The sequence below is a fragment of the Roseovarius sp. genome (assembly GCF_030373445.1).
Taxonomy (GTDB): Bacteria; Pseudomonadota; Alphaproteobacteria; order Rhodobacterales; family Rhodobacteraceae; genus Roseovarius.
The window spans coordinates 369,558-393,109 of the sequence record NZ_JAUCYU010000003.1 but is presented as its reverse complement, the minus strand read 5'-3'; the positions used below and the strand labels follow the sequence as shown (position 1 = coordinate 393,109).

Annotated in this window: 19 protein-coding genes; 8 read left to right on the top strand and 11 right to left on the bottom strand. The window is 65.4% G+C overall.

All coding sequences use genetic code 11. The annotated features are described in order from the left end of the window. Window positions 1-218 precede the first annotated feature (218 nt). Window positions 219-1,493, top strand: coding sequence for an NAD(P)/FAD-dependent oxidoreductase (locus QUV18_RS08155; protein ID WP_300893170.1), 1,275 nt, complete (start codon window positions 219-221; stop codon window positions 1,491-1,493). Window positions 1,494-1,508: 15 nt separating this feature from the next. Here the strand turns inward: QUV18_RS08155 and QUV18_RS08150 are convergent, their stop codons facing one another. From QUV18_RS08150 to QUV18_RS08115, 8 genes are all read right to left on the bottom strand, one after another. Continuing rightward, complete coding sequence (locus tag QUV18_RS08150; protein WP_300893168.1) at window positions 1,509-3,011, bottom strand: sugar ABC transporter ATP-binding protein; 1,503 nt, start codon at window positions 3,009-3,011, stop codon at window positions 1,509-1,511. Then, complete coding sequence (locus QUV18_RS08145) at window positions 3,008-4,156, bottom strand: hypothetical protein (protein ID WP_300893167.1); 1,149 nt, start codon at window positions 4,154-4,156, stop codon at window positions 3,008-3,010. Before QUV18_RS08145 ends, QUV18_RS08150 begins: the two co-directional genes overlap by 4 nt. Beyond that, window positions 4,153-6,267, bottom strand: a complete 2,115-nt coding sequence (locus QUV18_RS08140) for an SMP-30/gluconolactonase/LRE family protein (RefSeq protein WP_300893166.1) — start codon at window positions 6,265-6,267, stop codon at window positions 4,153-4,155. Before QUV18_RS08140 ends, QUV18_RS08145 begins: the two co-directional genes overlap by 4 nt. Window positions 6,268-6,363: 96 nt before the next feature. Further along, window positions 6,364-7,374: a sugar ABC transporter substrate-binding protein gene (locus tag QUV18_RS08135; protein ID WP_300893164.1), complete on the bottom strand. Its 1,011-nt coding sequence runs from the start codon at window positions 7,372-7,374 to the stop codon at window positions 6,364-6,366. A gap of 29 nt (window positions 7,375-7,403) precedes the next feature. Then, window positions 7,404-8,420 (bottom strand): ABC transporter permease, encoded by a 1,017-nt coding sequence (locus QUV18_RS08130; RefSeq protein WP_300893163.1) that lies wholly within the window; start codon window positions 8,418-8,420, stop codon window positions 7,404-7,406. Beyond that, the gene (locus QUV18_RS08125; protein ID WP_300893161.1) at window positions 8,417-9,187 is read right to left on the bottom strand and encodes an enoyl-CoA hydratase/isomerase family protein; all 771 of its coding nucleotides are present in this window, start codon (window positions 9,185-9,187) and stop codon (window positions 8,417-8,419) included. Before QUV18_RS08125 ends, QUV18_RS08130 begins: the two co-directional genes overlap by 4 nt. A gap of 1 nt (window position 9,188) precedes the next feature. Continuing rightward, window positions 9,189-10,427, bottom strand: coding sequence for a CoA transferase (locus tag QUV18_RS08120; protein ID WP_300893159.1), 1,239 nt, complete (start codon window positions 10,425-10,427; stop codon window positions 9,189-9,191). 225 nt (window positions 10,428-10,652) lie between these two features. Further along, window positions 10,653-12,041 carry a PLP-dependent aminotransferase family protein gene (locus QUV18_RS08115; protein WP_300893158.1) on the bottom strand — a complete coding sequence of 463 codons (1,389 nt, stop codon included), beginning with the start codon at window positions 12,039-12,041 and terminating at the stop codon, window positions 10,653-10,655. Between the two features lie 117 nt (window positions 12,042-12,158). Here QUV18_RS08115 and QUV18_RS08110 point away from each other — a divergent pair, with 117 nt between their 5' ends. After that, window positions 12,159-13,466: a hydroxymethylglutaryl-CoA reductase, degradative gene (locus tag QUV18_RS08110; RefSeq protein WP_300893156.1), complete on the top strand. Its 1,308-nt coding sequence runs from the start codon at window positions 12,159-12,161 to the stop codon at window positions 13,464-13,466. Between the two features lie 42 nt (window positions 13,467-13,508). Here QUV18_RS08110 and QUV18_RS08105 read toward each other — a convergent pair whose 3' ends face one another. The 3 genes from QUV18_RS08105 to dctP form a co-directional block, all read right to left on the bottom strand. Continuing rightward, complete coding sequence (locus tag QUV18_RS08105) at window positions 13,509-14,852, bottom strand: TRAP transporter large permease (RefSeq protein ID WP_300893154.1); 1,344 nt, start codon at window positions 14,850-14,852, stop codon at window positions 13,509-13,511. A 3-nt stretch (window positions 14,853-14,855) separates the two neighbouring features. Then, a complete protein-coding gene (locus QUV18_RS08100; RefSeq protein WP_300893152.1) occupies window positions 14,856-15,398 on the bottom strand; it encodes a TRAP transporter small permease in 543 nt (180 codons plus the stop codon). A 103-nt stretch (window positions 15,399-15,501) separates the two neighbouring features. Further along, on the bottom strand, window positions 15,502-16,578 hold the full coding sequence (gene dctP, locus QUV18_RS08095; protein ID WP_300893150.1) for a TRAP transporter substrate-binding protein DctP: 1,077 nt from the start codon (window positions 16,576-16,578) through the stop codon (window positions 15,502-15,504). Window positions 16,579-16,744: 166 nt separating this feature from the next. On the opposite strand from dctP, the gene QUV18_RS08090 reads away from it, so the two are divergent. From QUV18_RS08090 to QUV18_RS08065, 6 genes are all read left to right on the top strand, one after another. Next, window positions 16,745-17,485: an IclR family transcriptional regulator gene (locus QUV18_RS08090; RefSeq protein ID WP_300893148.1), complete on the top strand. Its 741-nt coding sequence runs from the start codon at window positions 16,745-16,747 to the stop codon at window positions 17,483-17,485. A 91-nt stretch (window positions 17,486-17,576) separates the two neighbouring features. Continuing rightward, window positions 17,577-18,860 (top strand): aconitase family protein, encoded by a 1,284-nt coding sequence (locus tag QUV18_RS08085; protein ID WP_300893146.1) that lies wholly within the window; start codon window positions 17,577-17,579, stop codon window positions 18,858-18,860. Further along, window positions 18,857-19,372, top strand: a complete 516-nt coding sequence (locus QUV18_RS08080; protein ID WP_300893144.1) for a hypothetical protein — start codon at window positions 18,857-18,859, stop codon at window positions 19,370-19,372. The genes QUV18_RS08085 and QUV18_RS08080 overlap by 4 nt, the downstream gene beginning before the upstream one ends. 3 nt (window positions 19,373-19,375) lie before the next feature. Then, on the top strand, window positions 19,376-20,269 hold the full coding sequence (locus QUV18_RS08075) for an isocitrate lyase/PEP mutase family protein (protein ID WP_300893142.1): 894 nt from the start codon (window positions 19,376-19,378) through the stop codon (window positions 20,267-20,269). A 16-nt stretch (window positions 20,270-20,285) separates the two neighbouring features. Beyond that, entirely contained in the window at window positions 20,286-21,911 is a 1,626-nt protein-coding gene (locus QUV18_RS08070) for a hypothetical protein (RefSeq protein ID WP_300893141.1), read from the top strand. Window positions 21,912-22,219: 308 nt separating this feature from the next. Then, window positions 22,220-23,527 carry an NtaA/DmoA family FMN-dependent monooxygenase gene (locus tag QUV18_RS08065; RefSeq protein WP_300893139.1) on the top strand — a complete coding sequence of 436 codons (1,308 nt, stop codon included), beginning with the start codon at window positions 22,220-22,222 and terminating at the stop codon, window positions 23,525-23,527. Window positions 23,528-23,552 lie beyond the last annotated feature (25 nt).

Genomic DNA, 23,552 nt, shown 5'->3' with positions numbered 1-23,552 from the left:
TCTCCGATTTACGTGCGTCCGGGCGGTGGCGCGATCCTGTCACGCGGGGCGCCGTTGCAAAAGCACGCTATGCCTCATCGCGGCTTAGGCGCAAGCTAAGGGGCGGTGTTAGGCTTATCCCAAGCAAGGGTTAGAGAGATCATGGTTTTTGCAGGCAGGGCGCTGGCCTAATCTCAAGCGCAGGACGCAGTCAACGAGACATGGAACAGGACGCAGAGATGACCCCCGAGACAACCAATACGCTCGTCGTGGGCGGCGGGCAGGCCGGGATCGCGATGAGCGAGCACCTGGCGAAGAACGGTATCGACCATATCGTGCTGGAACGGCACCGGATCGCCGAGCGCTGGCGCTCGGAGCGGTGGGATTCGCTGGTGGCGAACGGGCCGGCCTGGCATGACCGGTTTCCCGGCATGGAGTTCAGCGCGTCGGCGCCGGATGCCTTTCCGGGCAAGGAGGAGGTGGCGGATTACTTCGTGGACTACGCGAAGATGATTGGCGCGCCGGTGCGCTGCGGGGTCGAGGTGACGCATGTCCGGCGCAATGACGGGCGGCCGGGGTTTCGGGTGGAGACCTCGGCCGGCGTGATCGAGGCGCAGAACGTGGTGGCGGCGACGGGGCCGTTCCAGCGGCCGGTGATCCCGCAGATCGTGCCGGAGGAGGCGGGGGTGGTGCAGATGCATTCCACCGCCTATCGCAACCCGGAGCAGCTGCCCGAGGGGGCGGTTCTGGTCGTGGGGGCCGGGTCGTCGGGGTCGCAGATCGCCGACGAGCTGCTGAGCGCGGGGCGCAAGACCTACCTTTCGGTCGGTCCGCATGACCGCCCGCCGCGCAGCTACCGAGGGCGGGATTTCACCTGGTGGCTGGGCGTGCTGGGCAAGTGGGACCTGTCCACGCCGGGGCCGGGGACCGAGCACGTGACGATTGCCGTGAGCGGCGCCAATGGCGGGCAGACGGTGGATTTCCGCAGGCTGGCGGCGCGCGGCATGGTGCTGGTGGGCCGGACGGAGGCGTGCGAGGGCGGCAAGCTGCGCTTCGCGGCGGATCTTGCGGGGAATATCGATCATGGCGACCGCAACTACCTGTCGGTGCTGGACGAGGCGGATGCCTATGTCGCGCGCAACGGGCTGGACCTGCCGGAAGAGCCCGCGGCAAGGGAGATCGGGCCGGACCCGGATTGCGTGACCGACCCGATCTGCGAGCTTGACCTTGCCGAGGCCGGGATCACCTCGATCATCTGGGCCACAGGGTTCACGCTGGATTACGGCTGGCTGGATGTCGACGCCTTCGACACAGGCGGCAAGCCGCGCCATCAGCGCGGGGTCTCGCCGGAGCCGGGCGTCTACTTCGTGGGCCTGCCGTGGCTGTCGCGGCGGGGATCGTCGTTCATCTGGGGCGTGTGGCACGACGCGAAGTTCATCGCCGACCATATCGCGACGCGGCAAACCTATCTCGACTACCGGCCGGCCCCCTGCCGCGAGACGGCGGAGGCGTGAGGGGCCGAGCCGGGCTTAGTGGACGGCGGCGTACATGATGCTTTCCTCGGTCGCCGTGCCGGCCTCCATCTCCTCGACGATCTTGCCCTGGCGGGCGATCAGGATGCGGTCGGATATGGCGAGGACCTCGGGCAGGTAGGAGGAAATCACGACGACGCCGATCCCGTCATCGGCCAGTTGCTTGATGAATGCGTGGATCTCGGCGATGGCGCCCACGTCGACGCCGCGGGTCGGTTCGTCGAAGATCACCAGCCTGGGTTTCTGGATCAGGGCCTTGGCGATCACGACCTTCTGCTGGTTGCCCCCCGACAGCTCGATCACCTTGGCATCGGGGTTGATGGCGCGGATGTTCAGCCGGTTGCGCCACGTGTCCGCGGCTTCGCGGGCGCTGTTCATCGACATGACCTGGAAGCCGCCGCCGCGGTTCTTGACGACCTGGCCGATATGGATGTTCTCGGCGATGCTCATCGTCTCGAAGAAGCCTTCCTGCTTGCGTTCCTCGGTGACGTAGACGATGCCGTCGCGGATGGCGGGGGCGGGCACGCGGTAGCGGATCGGCCGGCCGAAGAGCCTGACCTGGCCGCCATGGAAGAAGTCGCGCTTGATGACGCCGGCGACGACCTTCATCATCTCGGTCCGGCCCGAGCCGACGAGGCCGAACATGCCGGTGACCTGCCCCTCGTAGACCGAGAACGAGCTGTTCCGCACGAGGCCGCCCATCGACAGGTTCTCGACCGAGAGGATCTTGCGGCCGAGGGGGCGGATCTTGCGCGTCTCGGTGGTGTCCGCGTAGATTTCGCCCGAGAGTTCGCGGCCGACCATCAGGCGGATGATGCCGTTGCGGTCGAGGCTGGACGCGGGCTGCGAGGCGACCAGCTCGCCGTCGCGCAGGACGGTGATCGTGTCGGCCAGTTCCAGCGCTTCCTCGAGCGCGTGGGAGATGAAGATGATCGTCACGCCGTTCTTCTTGAGATTGCGGATGAGCTGGAAGAAATACCTCTTTTCTTCCGGCGTGAGCGAGGCGGTCGGCTCGTCGAAGATGATGACGCGGGCCTGCTGGTGCACGGCGCGGGCGATTTCCACCATCTGTTTCTGCGCGGCCCCGAGGGAGGAGACCAGCGCCGTGGGGTCGACATGGAAGGACAGCGATTGCAGGAATTGCTGGGCCGCGATGTAGATGCCGCGCAGCCGGTTGAAGGTTTTCTCGTGGCCGAGATAGATGTTCTGGGCCACGGTCATCGACGGCACGAGGCTGTTTTCCTGGTAGACCATGGCGATGCCCTTGGCGAGCGCCGCCGAGGGGGTCTCGAGGCGCTCGGGCTTGCCGTCGATCAGAAGCTCGCCCTCGCTTAGGGTGTGGACGCCGGCCATGACCTTGGTGAGGGTCGATTTGCCGGCGCCGTTCTCGCCCAGCACGGCGTGGATCTCGCCGGGCATGAGCGAGAAGTTGACATCGGAGAAGGCCTTGATGCCGCGGAAATCCTTGGTGGCGTTCCTGAGTTCGACGAGCGGGGTCATGATGCGTCCTTCGCTGTGTCTTCTGCCTGTGCCAGCGGGGCGCCCGTCTCGCTGATCGCGAAGAGGTCGCCGTTGCCCTGCGCCAGCGCGACAAGGCCCTGCGACGTCTGGACGAGCGAGGTAACGCCGTGGCGGTGGCCATCGGCGCGGCTGTGTGCGCTCCAGGCCGGGTGGAAGTCGGGCGTCAGGCCGACGATGGCCCCGTAGGAGCGGGTGGGCGCCCAGGGCTTGTGAATGCCGAGGCGGATGACGCCGCCGGCCTGCAACGGCTCCTTGAAGCTGTGCTTGCTGGACAGGGCGGGGGCGATCCAGAATTCGGGCGGCACATCGCGGATCATGCGCCTGAGGTAGCGGCGCTCGCGCAGGACGAATTCGATCAGCTGCGAGCGGACCGACAGGTTGCAGAGCGCGTAGCCGCCATCGCGCAGCGGCACGATGCGGGAGGGGTAGAGCGGCAGTTCCTCGGTCAAGTCGCCGACGACCTTGCGGCCGGTGCGGCTGATCTCGACAAGGCGGTGGCGCCAGGCTTCGCTGACGGCCAGCCGGTCGGCGGAGCCGTCGATCGGGCAGATGCCGCTGGGATAGCGCAGGCCGGTCGCGACGAGCGTGGCGGTGTCGGCGCCGGGGTCGAGAACGGCGACGACGCCGGATGCGCCGTGGTGCATCAGGTCGTGAAACCAGGCTTCGGGCGCGAACTCGGCCGAGCCGTTGGTGATGGCCAGCGCGCCGTCCGGCAGGAAGGCGAGGGCGGTCACGCAGGTGAGGGCGCGGTCGCCGGCGCTGTCGACATGGCGCCGTGTTCCGTCGGGGTTTTCGATCACGACGCCCCGGCCGGAGAGACCCAGGGCGATGGCGCCCCTATCCGAGACCGCGAGGGCGGTGATGTCGGCGTCATACGTGCCACGCGGTGCGGCCTCGCCCGATGCGCTCACGGTCAGCAGGTCGGGGCCGCGCGAGGCCACGAGCGTGCCGTCGATCTCGGCGATGTTGGCGCCGCCGGGGATGTGGGCGATCCGGCCGGTGGCCTCGATCACGTCATTGGGTTTCAAGGGGCCGTCCATGACCGGCACGGTGACGGAATAGTCGCCGCCGCCGCCGCCCAGTACGCGGGCGAGGCCCTGTTTGATGGGGCGCATGAGGCTCATGATGATTTCCCCCAGTAGTCGTCTTGCGATGTCCAGTCGGGATCGGCGTTGGCGAGCTTCAGCCGGCCGATCCGGTCGTTGTAGAGGCCGCCGAGGTAGAGGTAGCCCTTGTGCTCGCGCATGGAGGTGACCATCGGGTGATTGACGCCGCCCAGATCCCACATCGACTCGATGACGTTGCCGTCGATGTCGAAGCGCAGCACGCAGCCGGTGTTGATGTTGGGGAAGAGCCATTCATCGCGCGCGACCCGCTTGGCCATGCGCTTGCGCATCCCCGGCATCGACAGGGCCACGTCGAGAGCGGGCGAGCGCATGCCGACAAGGGCCAGCCAGAAGGTGCCGTCGGAGGCCTTGTTGATGTTGTCGGGATAGCCGGGCAGGTCGGGGATCACGGTTTCGCACTGGCCCTTCTTCTTGCCGTCGAACCAGTAGCGGTTGATCCGGCAGCCCCAGGTTTCGGCGAAGAGGAAGGATTCGCCGTCGCCCGTCATGCAGACGCCGTTGGGGAATTGCAGGTTGCGCAGCACGGTATGGGTCGAGCCGGTGTTCGGGTCGTAGCAGATGAGCCGGCCGTTGCCCCGGCTTTCCAGCGCGTCCTGCGGCCAGTCCTGCATGTCGTAGCGGATCGTGGCTTCGGAGAAGAAGACCCGGCCGTCGGGCGCGATATCGAGATCGTCGGCCAGTTTCAGGCGGGAATCGTCGATCACCGAGAAGAGGGTGCGGTTGGTCTCGTCGGTGAGTTTCTCGGGCGTGCCGTCGGGCGAGACACGGTAGAGGCCCATGCCGCCCACGCAGACATTGAGGTTGTCGTGCTTGTCGAACGCCATGCCGAGCGGGTGGCCGCCGATATGCGAGAAGATCTCCCATTCCGAGTAGTCGGGCGCCTTGAACCGGACGATATCGCCGTGCCGGTTGGGGCAGTAGAGGTTGTCGTGCCGGTCGAAGATGACGTCCTCCGGCCCCTCGATCTGGCCCTTGCCGATCAGCGACACTTCGCGGAGCCGGTCATTGATGGCATAGGGGCTGTCGGTGCCTTTCGCGGTTTCGGGCATGTCCGGCAGCTTGAAATAGGTGGGCGAGACATAGACCTTGTTGAGGATCTTGTGCCGGTTCTTGAGCCAGCGCACGTCGATCGCCACCACCGCCAGAAGCAGCAGCCCGAGGATCGTGGAGCTGACGCCGCCGCTGACCCCGATGCGGACGAGGCTGTCGGTGAGGATCAGCACGACGAGCGCGCCGAAGACCGATTTCGCGACCGAGCCGCGGCCGCCGCCCAGGCTGTTGCCGCCCAGGACCGCGGCGGTGAGCGCGGTGATCTCGAGGCCGACGCCCGTATCCGAGCCTGCGCTGCCCAGCCGCGCGGCGAAGAAGAAGCCGGCGGTGGCGGTCATCACGCTGGAGCAGACATAGGTGAGGAAGACGATGCGCTTGACGTTGAGCCCGGCATTGTAGGCCGAGCGCCGCGCGCCGCCGACGGCGGTGATGTGCCAGCCGAACTTCATCCGCGTCAGCACGATGTGCCAGAAGGCGATGATCACCGCGGCCACGAGGAACGAGAAGGGCAGGCCGAAGAGAAGCCCCTCGCCGATGAAGTACCAGAACTCGGCATCCGGAAAGGCCGAGGAGATCGGCACGGCGTATTTGAGCAGGATGATATCGACGATCGAGCGGATGATGATGAGCGTGACGAGCGTCGTCAGGAAGGCGCGGATGCGCAGGTAGCCGATGAGGAAGCCGTTGACCGCACCGCAGACCGCGCCGATGCCGAGCGTGGCCAGGAAGGCCGCGCCGACCGACCATTCGAGCAGGTTCATGCAGATCAGCGCGACGATGTTGGCCAGCGCGAAGACGCTGCCGATCGACAGGTCGAGCCCCCCGGCCAGGAGGACGATGCCCATCGCCACGACGACGATGGCGAACTCGGACAGCTGGCGCGAGGTTTCGACGACGCTGCCGACCGAGAAGAAGCCCGGGTCGCGCAGGAAGAAGAAGCCGATGACGAGGATCGCGGCAAGGATCGGGATGAAGTTGTCGCTCCACCGCTTGGTGAGCACCTCGCCCAGAAGTTTTTCGGGGAAGTAGGCGTAGTAGAGACGCTCTATCTTTTCCACGCGTTCTCTCCTTTGGTAATCGGCGGTATCGGGCAGGAGGCGGTGACGGCCTGTAAGGCAGCCGTCACCGCGCGGTCATGTCGGACGGGGGGGCGTTCAGCCGCCGTCGCGCAGTTGGTCGAGCGTCCAGCAGCTTGTCTCGTTCATCGTGTCGGGCGTGATGATCTTGTTCGGCGTGTAGAGCGCGAACTCGAAATTCCCGGCTTCACCCTCGCTTTGCAGAAGCATGCTGATGACGTTGTTGAGGTCGCGGCCCTGGCCCGGCACGTCGTAGGAGATCACCTCGTCGAAAGTGCCGTTCTCGAGACCCTGGCAGGCCGTCTGGTTGCCGCCGCCCGAGGTGATCAGGTAGATGTCCTTGCCGGATTCCGCGATGGCGGCGCCGGTGCCGGTATCCATCGCGTCCCAGAAGCCGATGACGCCGCAGAGGTCGGGGTTCTGCTGGATGACGGTCTGGGTGATGGCACGGGCCTTGGACTGGTCCCAGTCGCCGGTCTGGCTGGAGACGATCTCGATCTCGTCCGTCTCGTTCAGCACGGAGGTGATGGCGTTGAGCTGGTAGACGCTGGCCGCGGCGGTCGCCGGGCCCTGGACCAGGGCGATCTTGCCGCTCTTGCCCTGGCTGGTGCCGCAGACCTCGACCATGCGGTTGGCGGCGTATTCGCCCATGCCGTGCCAGTCGGCGCCGACGAAGGCGTCGGTGGGGTAGGTCGAGCGCATGTTGACCTGAACCACGTGGATGCCCTTGTCTTCGGCGCGCTTGAGCGTGCGGGCGTAGGAGGTCACGTCGAAGTTCTGGACGACGATGATGTCCGGCTCTTCGAGGATGGCCTGGGTGATGGCGCGGGTGCCCGTGTCGGTGCTCCAGTTCGCGTCGCGGATGTCGAACTGGTAGCCCCGAAGCTCTGCCGCGTTCTGCATGACGGCGGCCCAGCCTTCGGGCAGGTCGAAGCTCATCGACATCGGCACGAAGACGACTTTCTTGTCCTTGAATTTCTCGAGGACGGGTTCGCGCAATTCGTCGACCATCCCTTCCTGTGCCGTCACCGTCGTGGCGCCGATCACCGATGCGGCCGTCAGGGCCAGCATGTTCTTGAACAGTTTCATTTCTTTTCCTCCCTTTGATGACTTGTTCTTCAGATGTCGCCTTGTTGCGATGTCTGTTCGTCGCGTGGATTGAGCAGCGCCTCGACGACGAGCGCGGCCAGAAGCACGGCGCTCTTGATCAGGTTCTGCACGGTGTAGGAGATGTCGAGGATGGTCATGGCGTTCAGCAGCAGGCCGATCAGCACGGTGCCGACCAGCACGTTGCGGATGCCGCCGCGCCCGCCGGTCAGGCCGATACCGCCAAGGACCACCACGAGCAGCACGTCGTAGATCATCGTCGAGTTGACGATCCGCATGTTCATGCTGGCCACCGAGGCGGCGGTGACGGCGCCGGCCATGAAGGCGGTGAAGGCGGCAAGCATGTATTTCAGCATCAGGACCGGGCGCACCGAAATGCCGGTGATGCGGGCGGTTTCGATGTTGTCGCCGATCGCGTAGACGAAACGGCCGAAGCCCGTCTTGCGCAGGAACAGGTGCAGCAGGAGTGCCGTTGCCGCGAACAGCCAGATGGAGACGGGAATGCCGAGAAGGCTGCCCCGGCCGAGGAAGATGAACCAGTCGACGCCGGGCGGCAGGTTGTTCACGTCGAGATCGGCGATGCCGCCGCGCCCGAGCCCGTAGACGATGGCGGCGATGGCCAGTGTCGCGAAGATCGACGGGATCTCGACATAGGCCACCAGGAAGCCGGTGACGGCGCCGATGGCGATCGAGAAGGCGAGGCCGGCGGCCAGCGCCAGCCCGAAGGACCACCCGCCATTGGCCAGCACGATGGCGAGCGTCATCGACACCGCCATGATTGCCACGAGCGACAGGTCGACCCCCCGCCCGATGACGACAAGCGCCATGCCGAGGCTCATCATGCCCAGGACCGAGACGTTGCGGACAAGGGTGATGAGGTTGGCCGAGGACAGGAAGTTGTCGAGCGTGGCGGAGAACACGAGGAACATGATCGCCGCGGCGACGGCGACCACCAGTTCCTGCGTGACCGCGATGTTCCCGAGGCCGAACCCGCGCCGGTTCGATGCCGATTGGTTGGGCGTTGTCATTCCTGCGCCTCCCTGTTTCCGGAGCGCGCGGCGAACCGGGCGAGCCCCTGTTTTGCCTCGTCGCTCGTGAAGGCGCGCTGGCCCAGAACGGCCTCGCGCGAGAAGGCGGTTTCGAGGGGGGCGGCCTGAAGGGTCAGGGCCGCCTCCTTGATGGTTTCGAGCGCGACGGAGCCCAGGTCCGCCAGCCCCTCCGCGATTTCGAGCGCGCGGGGCAGCACCTGGTCGTCGGGCACGACCTCGTTGACGATGCCCATCCGGTGCAGGTCGGCGGCGGAAAGCTTGTCGGCCATCAGCATGATCTGCATCGCGTGGGCGTAGGACGCCTGGCGCACCAGCCGCACCAGCGTGCCCCCGGCCGGCACGATGCCGTGGCGCGGCTCGGGAAGCTGGAAGCTGGCATTCTCGCCGGCGACCCGGATGTCGGTGGACAGCATGAACTCGAACCCGCCGCCGATGCAGAGGCCGCGGATGGCGCAGACCACGGGTTTCCACAGGCCGATGCCCTTGGCATGGGCCGGGTCCCAGGCGCTGATGTCGAACCGGCCTTCGGCAAGGGCGGGGATCGATTCCGTCAGGTCGGCGCCCACGGAAAAGGCCCGGTCGCCGGCGCCGGTCAGGACGATCGCGCGCACGGACGTGTCATCGCGCGCGGTGCAATAGGCCTCGCCCAGCTCGTCGTACATCGCGAGTGTCATGGCGTTCAGCTTGTCCGGCCGGTCGAGCGTGATCTGCGCGACGGGTCCGCTGGTGTCGTAGCGCACGGTCACGTCAGATCACCCCTTTCGACTTGAGCTTCGCGATCTCCCCGGCGTCGACGCCGGCAAGGGCGGCATAGACCTCCTCGTTGTCGGCCCCCACGAGAGGGGCGGGGGCCGCCGTGTCGCTTGTGTAGGCCGACAGGTGAACGGGGTTGCCGAACATGCGCACCATGTCGCTGTCGACGGGCACGTCGATGATCATCTTGCGCTCGGCGATGTGCGGGTCTTCCACGACTTCGCCGATGGTCTTGATGGCGCTGAGCGGGATGCGGTCGCCTGCCATTTCCTCGAGCTCGGCCTTGGTGTGGCGGCTGAACCAGGTCTCGATGATCGGGCGCACGCGGGTCTCGTAGGTGTCCTTGTCGAAGCGTTTTTCCATCGTGTCGATGGCGGGGTCGCTGGCGATCCCGGGCTCGCCGAACATCTCGCAGGTGATGGCCCAGAACTTGTCGGTATAGCCGCCGAAGAACACGTAGCCGTCCTTGCAGGGGTACTGGCCATAGGGTCGCACGAAGGGGTGATCATTGCCCATCGGCGCGGCGAGATCGTTTTCCAGCGTGTAGCGGATGACGGCGTTCTCGGTCAGGCTGAGGATCGAATCCTGCTGGGATATGTCGACCACCTGGCCCCGGCCGGTGCGTTCGGCCTCGCGCAGGGCGGCGAGGGTGCCGAAGGCGGCGTAGAGCGAGGCGGAAAGGTCGCCGATGATGGTGCCGACGCGCACGGGCGGCCGGTCGGCATAGCCGTTCATCGACCACAGGCCGCCGGCGGCCTGGCCGGAATTGTCGAAGGCCGGGCGCGAGGCGTTGGGGCCGGTGCGGCCGAAGCCGCTGATGGCGGTGTAGACGAGGGCCGGGTTCTCCGTCGCCAGCACGTCGTAGCCCACGCCGAGCTTGTCCATCGTGCCGGGGCGGAAGTTCTCGACCAGCACGTCGACCTTGCGCACGAGGGCACGGAGAAGGTCGCGCCCCTCCGCGGACTTGAGATCGAGCGTGATGCCCTTCTTGTTGTGATTGTACTGGGCGAAGAACGCGCTTGTCTTCGTGTCGCCGGCGAAGGGCGGGAAGGTGCGCGCGTAATCGGGGTCTGACGGGTTTTCCACCTTGATGACCGTGGCGCCCAGGTCTGCCAGAAGTTTCGAGCAATACGGGCCGGCGACGACACGCGTGATGTCGAGCACGGTTATTCCGCTCAGCGGGCCTGTCTGCCGTGTTGCCGGATCAGGCGCAACTCCGTCGTGATCAGCCATTCTTTCCTCCCCTTGGTTTCGTCGTATGGCGTAGAGGGCCAGCGATACAGGTACACTCCGCCCCTACGTGGCCATATTGTACCTTTAAATTTTTTCGTACACTTTCCTTGCGTGGTGAGACGGGTGTGCGCGTCTCCCGGGTGTGCGCACGCGCTCGATATTCGTATAATTATTTGAATTATAATGAAAAAATATAACTTTTGCAATTGACGGTTATTGCATGTTTCACGGTTTTGCGCCCATCTCGGCGCTCAGATGGGCCAGGAAACTGTAAAACCGTGGATTGTCTACGCGCGTCATGTTGATCCGGAAAGCGGGAGTGTGAACCTGTTCATCCACCCGAAAGAACTTTCCGGGCGCCATGAAAATGCCTTTCGCGATGGCCTGTCTGGCCACTTGCGCCTCGTCCGCCGAGGCGGGCAGCGTCAGGAAGGCATAGTATCCGCCCCCGTTCGGATCGGACACCGACAGCCCGAGGTCGGCCAGACGGGTGTTGAACTCGAGCCTTTGCTGCTGAAGCCGCGTGGCCATCTTCCGCAGGTGACGCTGGTAGCGCCGGTTCGAGATCATGTCGGCGATCAGCATCTCCGAGAAACGGGAGCTGTTGACCGAGGTGATGAGCTTGAGCTCGGCCAGGTCCTTGGCGATCTGCGGCGGGCCGATCAGGTAGCCGACCCGGAAGCTGGCGGAGAGGAGCTTCGAATAGGTCGAGACCGCGATGACCTGCTTGAACTGGTCGAGCCCGGCAAGGCGGTAACCGTCCTGACCGGGCAGATCGACGAAGGGCTCGTTGTCGACGATCATGATGCCGAACTGCACGGCGATCTGAAGAACCTCGTGGGCGGTGGGCAGGTTCATCGAAGAGCCGGTCGGGTTCTGGCAGCGGGACTGAGTGAAGAACAGCTTGGGTTTAACGCGCTTGGCAAGGTCACGCAGGCAGTCGACATCGGGGCCGTTGGGGGTGCGGGGCACGCCCACCATGTCGATTTTCGAGAATTTCAGCTTTGCAAACAACGGGTAATAGCCCGGATCGTCGACCAGGACGGTATCGCCGGGCTCGAGGTATCGGCGGATGATCAGGTCGAGCGCGTTGTTCGCGCCGAAGGTTGTCACGACCTGGTCGGTCGCGACCGGCATCCCGTCGCGGCGGTATTTCTGGGCGATGACTTCGCGCAGTTGCTGGTTGCCGAACTCATTGCCATAGGCGGTCTGGTCGCCTTCGAATCGCCGGAGAAAGTTGCCGGTCAGTTTTTGCGGCAGGGCATCCTGCATCCACGAATAGGGCGGGCGGCCATCGCCGACGCGCACCGGCAGATCCTGGCTCAGCTGGGCCGACAGGAGGGAGACCCGGTCGAAGGCCTCGACCACGTGCTGGGGCTGGTGGCCGGTGTCTTCGCGGTCCTCGTCATGGTCGGCGACGTAGAAGCCGGAGCCGTGCACGGCGTGAAGAAGCCCCTGGGCGTTCAACCGGTCATAGGCTTCCACGATGGTGTTCTTGGACACGTCGAAATCTTCCGCCGCGCGCCGGATGGACGGCAGCCGCCGCCCCGGCGGCAGGGCGCCGGAGAGGATCTCCCGGCTGAGATCGTCGACGATCCGCTCGACCTTGTTCATCGTGTCCTCCCTCAAGTGTCCCAGTAAATCCACTGGTACACATTGGTTGTGTGCGATCCAACTGTCCCTTAAGGCGCGCTACCACTTCCCGTATCAGAAAGCAAAGGGGAGGATTTGATGGACGAACCCGCCAGCACCGCCAAGGGGCGTTCCCGCGTCGACGGAATGCGCAACATGGAACCCGCAGAACGCCGGAGCGCGATTTGCCGGGCCACCGGTCTCAACCAGGAGGATGAGCGCATATTGTCGGGCGCCGACATCCTGCCGATCCAACTTGCCAACGGGATGATCGAGAATGTCGTCGGCAAGTTCGAGTTGCCCATGGGGGTGGCGACGAATTTCGTCGTCAACGGCAAGGATTACCTCGTTCCCATGGCCGTCGAAGAGCCTTCGGTCGTCGCGGCGGCGTCCTACATGGCCAAGATCGCGCGGGGGCAGGGCGGGTTTACCGCCGCGTCGGACCGGCCGATCATGCGCGCGCAGATCCAGGTCTTGCGGATCTCCGACCCGTTCGGCGCACGCCAGCGGCTTCTCGAGGAGAAGCAGCGGCTGATCGACAAGGCCAACACCCGCGACCCCGTGCTGGTCGAGCTTGGCGGCGGATGCCGGGATGTGGAAGTGCATGTCTTCGAGTCGACGCCGGTCGGGCCGATGGTCGTCATGCATATCCTCGTCGACGTGCGCGACGCCATGGGGGCCAACACGGTCAACACCATGGCCGAGGCGCTGGCGCCCGATGTCGAGGCGATTGCGGGGGGCACGGTGCGACTTCGGATCCTGTCCAACCTTGCCGACCTCCGGCTGGTGCGGGCCAAGGTCGAACTGGACCCGGCGGTGCTGGATACGGCGACGCTGAAGGGCACCGATGTGGCGCGCGGCATCGAGGAGGCCTGTGCGCTGGCTATCATCGACCCGTACCGCGCGGCGACCCACAACAAGGGCATCATGAACGGTATCGACCCGGTCGTCGTGGCCACCGGCAACGACTGGCGGGCGATCGAGGCCGGCGCCCACAGCTATGCCGCGCGCTCGGGGCGGTATTCCTCGCTGACGCGGTGGGAGGTTGCGACCTCCGGCAAGCTGGTCGGCTCGATCGAGCTTCCACTTGCGCTCGGGCTGGTTGGCGGCGCGACCAAGACGCACCCCTCGGCGCAGGCCGCGATCAAGCTGATGGATGTTGGCTCGGCCGGCGAGCTGGCAGAGGTCACGGCGGCAGTCGGGCTGGCGCAGAACATGGCCGCGCTGCGGGCGCTGGCGACCGAGGGGATCCAGAAGGGGCACATGACGCTCCACGCGCGCAACATCGCGATCCTTGCCGGGGCGACCGGAATGGAGGTTGACCGGGTGGCGGGCGAGCTTGCGGCGCTGGGCGACGTGACCGTGGGCCGCGCGAAGGAGCTGCTCAAATCCGGCAGCGACCAGTGATCTTGCCGGCCGGTTTCCATCGGAAAGCCGGCCGGCCAAGGTTTACATGAGCACCGAGGGCAGCCATAGCGATATCGCCGGTATCGCGGCAATCAGCGCCAGCACGACGACTTCGGCGATCAGGAACAGCGAAATCCCCGCGAAGATCGATTCCAGCCGCACCTTGTCGCCCAGGATCGACTTGATCACGAAGACGTTCAGCCCGATGGGTGGCGTCACCAGCCCGATTTCCAGCAGCTTGATCACCAGCACGCCGAACCAGATCAGCGACAGGTCGTAGCCGCTGACGATCGGAATGGTGAGCGGCAGGGTCAGCAGGATGATCCCGATCGGGTCGAGGAACATACCCAGCACGAGGTAGAACAGCACGATCAGCAGCAGCACCGCCACCATCGACACCTCCGACGCGGCGATCCAGTCGCCGATGGCGCCCGAGAGGCCGGTGAGGGCGATGAAGCTGACGTAGATCTTGCCCGCCACGGCGATGGCGAAGATCATCGATGACTGGAACACGCTTTCCCGCAGGGCCGAGACGATGCGTTTGAAGTTCAGCCGGCCGAGGACGAGGCCGAGGACCAGCGCCGAGATGGCGCCGACGCCGGCGGCTTCGGACGGGGTGAAGAAACCGGCGTAGATGCCGCCGATCACCACGACGAACAGCGCCACGATGGACCAGCAGTTCCCGAGGCTCTGCCAGCGGTCGCGGGCCGAGATGGTTTCTTCGGGGCGCGGCGCGGCGGAGGGTTTGAGCTTGGCCCACAGGAAGATCACCATCAGGTAGGCCAGCAGCGACAGGAGGCCGGGCACGATCGCCGCCATGAACAGGCGGGCGATGGATTGCTCGGCGAAGACGCCGTAAAGGATGAACAGGATCGAGGGCGGGATCAGCGAGCCCAGCGTGCCGCCGATGGCGACCGACCCGGTGGCGAGCGGCTTGGAGTAGCCGAATTTCAGCATTTCCGGGATCGCGATGCGCCCCATCGCCGCCGCGCAGGCCACCGACGAGCCGGTGATCGCCGAGAACCCGCCGCAACCGACGACCGAGGCCATCGCCACGCCGCCCGGCAGCTTCGCGAGCCAAAGGCGTGCGGCGCGGTAGACATCCGTGGTGAACCCGGCCTCGTAGGCCAGGTGCCCCATCAGCACGAATAGCGGCACGGTGGCAAGGCTGTAGCTCTTGAGGAAGTCGTAGGGCCCGTTCGCGATCAGCGACAGGGTGGGGCGCCAGGCGTATTCCGGCATGAACTCGGCCCCGGGGCGCCACGAGAAGATGATGAACACGCCGACCGAGGCGGAAATGCCGAGCGCGGCCGCGATGGGCACGCGGATGGCCAGAAGCAGGATGGTGATGCCAAGCGCGACAAGGCCGACCATAAGCGGATCCATGGGTCAGACCTCTTCGTTGGTGGTTTCGGTGGGGGCGTCATCCCGACCGGTGACGATGGTATGGACGCCGTCGATCATGCTCAGGACAAGGCGGGCGACGAACAGCAGGATGGCGGCGCCGAACACCGCTTTCATCGGCCATGTCGGCACTTGCAGCACACCGTCGTAATAGGCGCCCTTGGCAATCTCGCTCGGCATGCGCCCGGCCACCATGATGCCGATTCCGCCGAAGAACACCGCCATTGCCAGCGCGCCGAACACCCGCAGCGCCCCCAGTGCGCGCGTGCCCAGCCAATCGGTGGTGACGGTCACGGTGATATGGCCGCGCATCCGTTCCACGTAGGCCAGCGGCAGGACGATCACCGCCACGTTCAGAAGACCCACCATCAGCAGGTCGTCGGGAATGGGCCTGAGGAACAGGAGCTTGCCAAGGATCGAGGCGACGATGATCAGGCCCATCGTCAGCAGGACGATCCCCGCAAGGATCATGGCAAGGGTTTCTAGCAACGACTGGGCCTTGCGGACGCTCGTGCCTACGGAAGTCATGGGTGCGACACCTTAAAGCTGTGCGGAGAGGGAAGGGATTTCAAAAACGCCGGGCACCCGTTCGATCGAGTGCCCGGCGCCATGTGCCGTTAGAGGAGCGGGATCAGTCCCAGGGATAGCCGTTTTCTTCGACTTCCTTGCGGTACTTCTCGGCCAGCGCGAGCCAGTCCTGCGAGATCGTCTCGCCCTCGAGCCCCTTGGCGTTCGCCTTCTCGACCCAGTTGACGTTGTCCTTCAGGGCTTCCTCGATCAGCGCCTGGCGCATCTCTTCCGGGGCGTCGATCATCTCGACCTTCTTGCCGTCGATGCCCTCGGCTAGCTTGGCCTTGGTTTCGATGCGCGAGTTGGCCATGATTTCCGCCATCTCCAGCGTGAAGTCGCGGCCAAGCTCCTCGACGATTTCCTGGTGCTCGGGCGACAGGCTTTCGAAGGTCTGCTTGTTCATGATGATCCCGAAGCCCAGCGTTTGGCCGAGCCCGGTTTCGGTCATGTAGTCGGCGACCTCGTACTGCTTGTAGCCGTTGACCACGTAGTAATAGGTGGTCGAGCCGTCGACCGAGCCGTTCGACAGCGCCTCGTAGACCTTGGGCTGCGACATCGACACGGTGGCCGCGCCATAGGCTTCGAGCGCCGGCACGTGGGCGCCGGTGGTGCGGATCGTGAGGCCCTCGAGATCCTCGAGGCTGCGGACCGCCTTGTCACGCGTCAGAAGCTGGGTCGGGCCGGTGGTGTAGTTGCCGAAGTACTTGACGTTGAAATCCTCGGCTTCCTTCAGCGCGTCGGGATGCGTCGTCATCAGCTCGTAGGCGGCCATCATCCCTGCATACTCGTCGGCGATCTCGCCGGTGTCGACGACCTCGTAGACCACAAGCTCGCCCGGGGCGTAGACCGGAACGATCGAGCCCATGTCGGCCACGCCGTCGGAGATGGCCTGTGCCGCGCCGGACGCGCCGACAAGGGCGCCGCCCCAGATGATGTCGAGGCCAAGCTCGCCATCGGTGCGCTTGCGCAGTTCCTCGTCGAGCCAGACGAGGCCGCCCGCCCGGGCGCCGGCATTCGGGCCGAATTCCGCGAATCGCAATTCGCGGGTCTGCGCCTCTGCGGCCGTGGTCAGGGCCGCGGTGACGAGCCCTGCCGATACGAGTGCGGGGGCGACAAGCCCCCTGATCATGTGTTTCATGGATATTCCTCCCTGTTCAGGCCGATGCGGCCAGTCGTGCCGAATATCGCACGAGAGGATTGCGTTGTGTCAACAGTCAATTTATATTTCATCAGGTGAAAAGGGGAGCAAAATGGCAAATGACGCGGTAAAGTTGCGAGGGCAGCATGGCGCAACCCTTCCGCGGGTGAGATCCATCTCTCGCGCGGTTGCGATCCTGAGGGCGTTCTCGCGGGCGCATCCCCACCGGGCGCTCAATGAAATCGTGCGCGAGACGGGGCTCGACGCGGGCACGACCCGCCGCATTCTCGTGACGCTGAGGGACGAGGGGCTGGTGTTCCAGGATCCTGCGTCCGGGCTCTACAGCGCGTCGGCGGGGCTTCTGGAACTGGCCCGGGCGGTGCCCGAATCACTGACCTTGATCAACCTAGTGGATGACCGGCTGCTTCAGCTGGCGAAAGACACGCAAACCACGATCTACCTGTCGACGGTCGAGGGCGACGTCGCGCTCTGCCAGGCCTGTCACAACGGCGGGCAGGCGATCGAGGTGCGCTGGTGGGCCGTGGGGGAAATCCGCTCGTTCGACCGGGGCACCGGGCCGCGCGTGCTGCTTGCACACATGTCAGAAGAGGAGCAGGAGCGAATCCTGTCCGGCCCGCTCAAGCTCGAGGCCGGAGAGGAAAAGACGCTGCGCGCCGAGATCGCCCGCGCCCGCGAAAAGGGGTTCATCGTCAAGCATGACGAGATCGTCGAGGGGATCTCGGCCATGGCGGTGCCGCTGCTGGATGACGACGGCCGGCTGCTTGGCGCGATCTCGTCCGGCGGGCTGACGCCGAACTATGTCGGGGCGGCGCAGGCCGTCCACCTGGAGAAAATGCAGACCGCTGTCACCGACATGCGCAACGCGGTGCGGGGCCTGGCCATCTAGCATTTCACCAGATGAAATTTGTGTTGTTAGTTGACTTGTGGGCCAAGAAGGCTCACGATTGCGCTCAGCCAATCCGAAGGGAGGTCGGAGCATGGGCTTCACCATAGCCGAAAAGATTCTCGCCCGCGTGTCGGGCAAAACCGAAGCGCGGGCCGGCGACGAATTGCTCGCCAAGCCGGATTTCGTCATCGCCTACGATTTCCCGGGCTACACCGACGTGATCTTCCGCCAGATGGAAGAGGAGTTCGGCATCGAGAAGGTGGCCGAGCCCGACCGCTACGCGCTGTTCATCGACCACATGGTGCCCACCGCCACCGCGGCGGAAGAGGACCTGCACGAAGGCACCCGCAGCTGGGGCAAGAAGAACAACGTGCCCGTCTACGAGCGCAAGGGCATCGGCCACCAGGTCGCGGCCGAGCTGGGCTATGCCACGCCCGGCGCTTTCGTGGTGCATTTCGACGGGCATATCTCGCAGCTGGGCACCTTCGGCACGCTGGCCATCGGCGTGCGGCGCCACCTGCTCGAGGCGTTCGTGAAGGAGCGGATCAAGTTCCAGGTGCCCGAGACGGTGCGAATCGACATCACCGGCGAATTGCAGATGGGCGTGACCTCGCGCGACGTGTTCCACCATATCGTGCGCGAGCTCGGGCCCCGCGCCTGTCGCGGCATGGTGATGGAGATCGGCGGCCCGGCGATCGAGGCGATGTCGCTGGAGGCGCGGCAGACGATCAACTGCCTGGCCATGTTCACCGGCGCCATCACGGCCATCAACAACCCCGACGAGAAGGCGCTGGCCTACATGCGCGAGCGCCAGAAGCTGGATATCGAACCGCTCTTCTCGGACCCCGACGCAAACTACCACGCGCGGCACGAGATCGACATCACCAACCTCGAACCCGTCGCCGTGATCCCGCCCAGCCCGGCCAACACCCGCGACCTGAGCGAGGTGGCGGGCACCGAGGTGCAGGTGGGCTATCTCGGTTCCTGCGCCTCCGGTCGCGTCGAGGACCTGGCACTGGCCGCCGACGTGCTGGAAGGCCGCCGGATCAAGGACGGGTTCCAGCTTTACGTGATCCCGACCAGCCAGGAGATCATGGAGGAGGCGGCCTCGAAAGGGATCCTCAACCGCCTGATCAACGCGGGCGCCTTCATCAGCTCGTCCTCCTGCGATTACTGCTTCGGCCGCATGGGCGCGATGCGCGAGGGGCAGAAGGCGGTTTCGACCGGCACGCTCAACGTGCGCGGGCGGATGGGGTCGCCCGACAGCGACATCTACATCGTCAACGCGGCGGCCGTCGCGGCCTCTGCCATCGAGGGCAAGATCGCCGATCCGCGCCCCTACCTGGCCGCGGCCAAGGAAAAGGTGCCGTCATGACGCTGGCCAACCTCAGGGGGCGCGTGGCCTGGATCTTCGAGGACGAGGATTTCGACGTCGACCAGATCGTCGGCGTGAAGAACATCAAGATCAAGGACCCCGACGAGCTGGCCAAGCTGTGCATGGCCGCCGACGACCCCGACTTTGCGGAAAAGGTGCAGCCGGGCGACCTGCTCGTGGGCAACCACAATTTCGGCTACGGCCACCCGCATTACCCGCCGATGATCGGCATGCGCAAGCTGGGCATCGGCGGCGTGATCGGCGAAAGCTTCTCGCCCGGCTACTGGCGCGGCGAGATCGCGATGGGCTTTCCGCAGGTGATCTGCCCCGGCATCATCGGCGCGGTCAGCCGCTGGGACGAGATCGAGGTCGATTGGGCCGCGGGTGTTCTGCGAAACCTGACGGCGGGGACGGAACTGCCCATCGAACCGCTCAGCGAGAGCGACAAGCAAATGCTGGAGGCCGGCGGAATCGTCGGATACCTGCATGCACGTGAAGGCGAGGAGGCCTGACCCATGATTAACGATGACGTGAAACGAGACTTCGCAGCCAAGGCCCGCGCGGGCGAGACACAGTTCGTGGCCGGCTGCTTCGATGCGATGTCGGCCATGCTGGCCGAGAAGGCGGGGGCGCCGGCGGTCATGACCTCGGGCTTCGCGCTGTCGGCCACGAATTTCGGCTTCCCTGATGTCGAGCTCTACACCATGACCGAGAACCTCGGCGTGGTGCGCAACGTGGCAAACGCCGTCAACATCCCGGTCATTGCCGATGCCGATACCGGCTATGGCAACGCCATCAACGTCATGCGCACGGTGCGGGAGTTCGAGCACGCGGGCGTCGCTGCGATGATCTTCGAGGATCAGCTCGCCCCCAAGCGTTGCCCCGCCGTGGCGAACCAGGTGGAAATCCTGCCCGCGCATGAACAGGCGGGCAAGATCCGCGCTGCCGTGTCGGCCCGCAGGAACCCCGACACGCTGATCATCGCCCGCACCGACGCGCCCACCGTATCGGGCGCCATCGAACGCGCGAAGCTCTATGTCGAGGCGGGCGCCGATCTCGTGCAGCCGATCAGCAAGACCTTCACCGATCTCGACAGCCTCAAGCAACTGCGCGAGGCGGCGGGCGTGCCGCTGTCGCTGCAGATCCTCGGCTGGCTGGAAAAGGACATCACCGCCGACCAGATCCGCGAGATCGCGGGGCTTGCGACTTACCCGCTGGTGGGCCTGATGTCCGCCGCGCAGGCGATGCAGGACAATTACGCCAAGCTGATGGCCGACCTGAACACCGGCGACCTGCCGCATCCGGTCATGAGCATGGGCGATTTCAAGGATTTCATTGGGTTCGAGGAAATCGAGAACCAGCAGGAGAAGTTCCTGCTGATGGATATCCGGGCCAGCGCCGCGGAATGAGTTAAGGAAGACCAGGATGCCAGAGGATTTCACCCGTATCGCCGCCGAACGCCCGCCGCACGCGCTTGGCGCGACGCCGGGCCGCGAGCGGATCGCCGCGCGCCCCAAGGCGGTGCCCAGCTTCGACCGCCCGCCGCTGATCGAGACGCGACCGCCGCGCTGCCCGCCCTTCGTCGAGGTGACGGACCCCGACCAGTTGCTGCCCTACCTCGAGCATGTGGCGCAGCGCCCCTACAACCACGGGCTCAACGCCTGCTGGGATCTGAAACCGGGCGAGCGCGTGCTTCTGCGGGTCGACAACTGGCATTCCGACCTGGTGATCCGGGCCTGCCAGAAGATCCTCGAGAAATACGGGGTGAAGTACGAGATCAAGAAGATCGACCGCGGCCCGGTGCCCCAGTGGATCGGCACGGACGAGGTGGATTACTACCTGTTCCGCACCCGCGAGCTGGCGGAATGGATGGACTGGTGGGAAGAGGCCGAGAAGGAACAGGCCTATGACAAGATCCTGATGGGCTATGGCGGCCCGGTGCTGGCCGAACGTCACATCAAGATCCAGCGCATGCCGTTCATCACGCCGGAAATCCTGGCCTCGCCGGCGCATACCATGCCGATCGAGGTGCTGAACGCCATCGACCGCTGGACATGGGACCGCGTGCGCACCTGCAAGCGCGCCCGCATCGTCGACCCCGAAGGCACCGATATCGAGTTCACCAACCATGCCGGCTACTGGGACAGCAAGCGCGAGTTCTACGACCCCGAGCTGACCGGGCGGACATGGACCACGAACGAGCATTTCGGCAAGCAGTACCTGCCCGGCCACGTCACCGGCCGGCCGTGGATGTTCCTGCCCGGCAAGGAAGACGGCAACGGCGTCATCGCCGGCACCACCAACCACATCGCGCCCTGCGACTGGACCCAGCTGATCGTCGAGAACTCGAAGATCACCCAGATCAACGAGGGCGGCGAGTTCGGCGACCGGCTGCGCGAGCTGAAGGAGCAGACCGACCACCTCGAATACCCCGAGTTTCCGGGCAAGGGCCTGCTCTACTGGTGGGAGGCCTCCATCGGCACCAACCCCCACGTGCACCGCCCGCGCAAGGATTTCCCGTCGGGCTTCGTCAACTGCCTGTACGAGCGGGTGCGCTCGGGCGTCATCCACATGGGTTTCGGCACAATCATCTCGTCGATGGCAGAACGGCGCGCGGCGCGGGCCGGGCACCCGGTGGGCCACTGGCACCTGCACCTCTATTTCCCGACCTACACAATGGAGCGGGAAGGCGACAACGAGACGCTGATCGAGAACGGCCGCCTCGGCGCGCTGGACGATCCGGAGATCCGCAAGCTCTGCGCCAAGTACGGCGATGTCGACCTGTGGCTGGATGAGAGCTGGAATCCGGCGGTGCCGGGGCTGAACATGGAAGGCGACTACTGGGATCACTATGGCCGAGACCCGCTGCACTGGGTCAAGACCGAGCTGGAAGTCTGCCGCAACTACCACCCGCTGTTCATGAAGATGACCGGGGCGGACGGCAAGTATTGCCACGGCGAAGGGGCCGAGTGGTGGAAGGGCGGTTGCTGCAACCACTCGGGCGTCACCGGCGGCGGCCTGCCGGGCAATTGCTGCGGTGGCCATGGCTGAAGGCTGACCGTCAGAACGTGAGAGATTAGGAGAGGCCCCGCCGGGATTGGCGGGGCTTTTTCATTTGTGGCCAGTGTGTTGCTGGATTTTTCCATGGCCGAAACAAAGATGAATGAAAAACTAGTATACAAGCTGGAATACCAGTTGTAGCCTACCCATGGAATCGCCACGCCCGCCGGACCTTTCATCAGGACCGTCACAGGGGCGACCGCGAATTGGGAGGAGAGGACCATTGCCCGACCGGCCGGCAGACCGAATTCATGGGCCCGCGTGCGGCCCCGAGCGGCGTGATCCGGAGGCGGGCGGCCATGTCTGAGATCCACCTCGTTCACATGTTCTTCCACTCGCCCATCACCCATACGGCGCTGAGCTGGGCCAGCGAGGAGGACGGGCAGCTCGCCGGGATGGGCAACTTCGCCTACTGGCAGGACATGGCCCGCACGCTGGAGCGCGGCTGCTTCGATGCTGCCTTCTTTGCCGACACCCCGGCCGCCTCGGACCAGTACAAGGGCGGGCCGGAAACGCCGCTGAAATACGGGGTCGTTTGGCCCACGCACGACCCGATGCCGCTGGCGGCCGTGATGACCGCCGCCACGAAGCATCTCGGGGTCGGCGTCACCCTCTCGATCACCGGCAATTCGCCCTACTTGGCCTATCGCCGGCTCTCGACGCTCGATTACCTCAGCGGCGGGCGCATCGGCTGGAACGTGGTCACCGGGCACATGCAGGCCGAGCACAAGGCGGTGGGCCAGCAACTCGTCCCCCATGCCGAGCGCTATGATGCCGCCGACGAGTTCATGGAGGTCTGCTACAAGCTGTGGGACAGTTTCGGCGACGGCGCGCTGCCGATGGACAAAGCCGCGGGCATCCTCGCCGATCCCGACAAGATCGAGAAGGTGCATCACGAGGGTCGGTATTTCCGCTGCGAGGCGGTTTCGCCGACCTTGCCGTCGCCGCAGGGGCGCCCGGTGATCTTCCAGGCGGGCTCGTCCGGCCGCGGCATGGAATTCGCCGTGAAACACGCCGAGGCGATCTTTGCGATCCAGCCGCATCTCAAGGCCATGACCAAATTTCGCGAGCGGTTCGACGATGCCGCGGCACAGGCGGGCCGCGATCCGATCGGTATCCTGTTCGGGCTTCAATACGTCCTTGGCAGCACCGAGGAGGAAGCGAAAGCCCGGCTGGAGGCGCTGCGCGAACGTGTCCCGCTCGATGCCGGGCTGAGCCGGCTGTCGGCGCCGCTGGGCATCGACTGCAGCACGCTCGACCCCGATCAGCCGCTCGAGGAGGTGCCGACGCAGGCCTCGCAAGGGATGGCGCAGGCGCTGAGCCAGATCGGCAGCGACACCGGCAAGAAGATCACCGTGCGCGAGGCCGCGATCCAGATGGGCCTGTCGGTCGGTTTGCCACAGGTGGTGGGCTCGCCGGAACAGGTGGCGGACGAGATAGAACGCTACTGGCGCGAAAGCGGGGCGCTGGGCTTCAACCTCAGCGCGCCCACCAAGCCGGGCATGGTCGAGGAATTCGTCGACCACGTGGTACCGATCCTACAGGACAGGGGCCTCGTGCGCCGTGATTACCCGGGGAACACGCTTCGCGATAACCTCGGTTTCTGAAACGACCGGGCGCGCCGCCCGGAAA

What these genes read in the sequence shown, in the direction of transcription:
- QUV18_RS08155 (WP_300893170.1), top strand. Translation starts at nt 219, where the DNA reads ATGACCCCCGAGACAACCAATACGCTCGTCGTGGGCGGCGGGCAGGCC.
- QUV18_RS08150 (WP_300893168.1), bottom strand. Translation starts at nt 3,011, where the DNA reads ATGACCCCGCTCGTCGAACTCAGGAACGCCACCAAGGATTTCCGCGGC.
- QUV18_RS08145 (WP_300893167.1), bottom strand. Translation starts at nt 4,156, where the DNA reads ATGAGCCTCATGCGCCCCATCAAACAGGGCCTCGCCCGCGTACTGGGC.
- QUV18_RS08135 (WP_300893164.1), bottom strand. Translation starts at nt 7,374, where the DNA reads ATGAAACTGTTCAAGAACATGCTGGCCCTGACGGCCGCATCGGTGATC.
- QUV18_RS08130 (WP_300893163.1), bottom strand. Translation starts at nt 8,420, where the DNA reads ATGACAACGCCCAACCAATCGGCATCGAACCGGCGCGGGTTCGGCCTC.
- QUV18_RS08120 (WP_300893159.1), bottom strand. Translation starts at nt 10,427, where the DNA reads ATGGCTGATCACGACGGAGTTGCGCCTGATCCGGCAACACGGCAGACA.
- QUV18_RS08115 (WP_300893158.1), bottom strand. Translation starts at nt 12,041, where the DNA reads ATGAACAAGGTCGAGCGGATCGTCGACGATCTCAGCCGGGAGATCCTC.
- QUV18_RS08110 (WP_300893156.1), top strand. Translation starts at nt 12,159, where the DNA reads ATGGACGAACCCGCCAGCACCGCCAAGGGGCGTTCCCGCGTCGACGGA.
- QUV18_RS08105 (WP_300893154.1), bottom strand. Translation starts at nt 14,852, where the DNA reads ATGGATCCGCTTATGGTCGGCCTTGTCGCGCTTGGCATCACCATCCTG.
- QUV18_RS08100 (WP_300893152.1), bottom strand. Translation starts at nt 15,398, where the DNA reads ATGACTTCCGTAGGCACGAGCGTCCGCAAGGCCCAGTCGTTGCTAGAA.
- dctP (WP_300893150.1), bottom strand. Translation starts at nt 16,578, where the DNA reads ATGAAACACATGATCAGGGGGCTTGTCGCCCCCGCACTCGTATCGGCA.
- QUV18_RS08085 (WP_300893146.1), top strand. Translation starts at nt 17,577, where the DNA reads ATGGGCTTCACCATAGCCGAAAAGATTCTCGCCCGCGTGTCGGGCAAA.
- QUV18_RS08080 (WP_300893144.1), top strand. Translation starts at nt 18,857, where the DNA reads ATGACGCTGGCCAACCTCAGGGGGCGCGTGGCCTGGATCTTCGAGGAC.
- QUV18_RS08075 (WP_300893142.1), top strand. Translation starts at nt 19,376, where the DNA reads ATGATTAACGATGACGTGAAACGAGACTTCGCAGCCAAGGCCCGCGCG.
- QUV18_RS08070 (WP_300893141.1), top strand. Translation starts at nt 20,286, where the DNA reads ATGCCAGAGGATTTCACCCGTATCGCCGCCGAACGCCCGCCGCACGCG.
- QUV18_RS08065 (WP_300893139.1), top strand. Translation starts at nt 22,220, where the DNA reads ATGTCTGAGATCCACCTCGTTCACATGTTCTTCCACTCGCCCATCACC.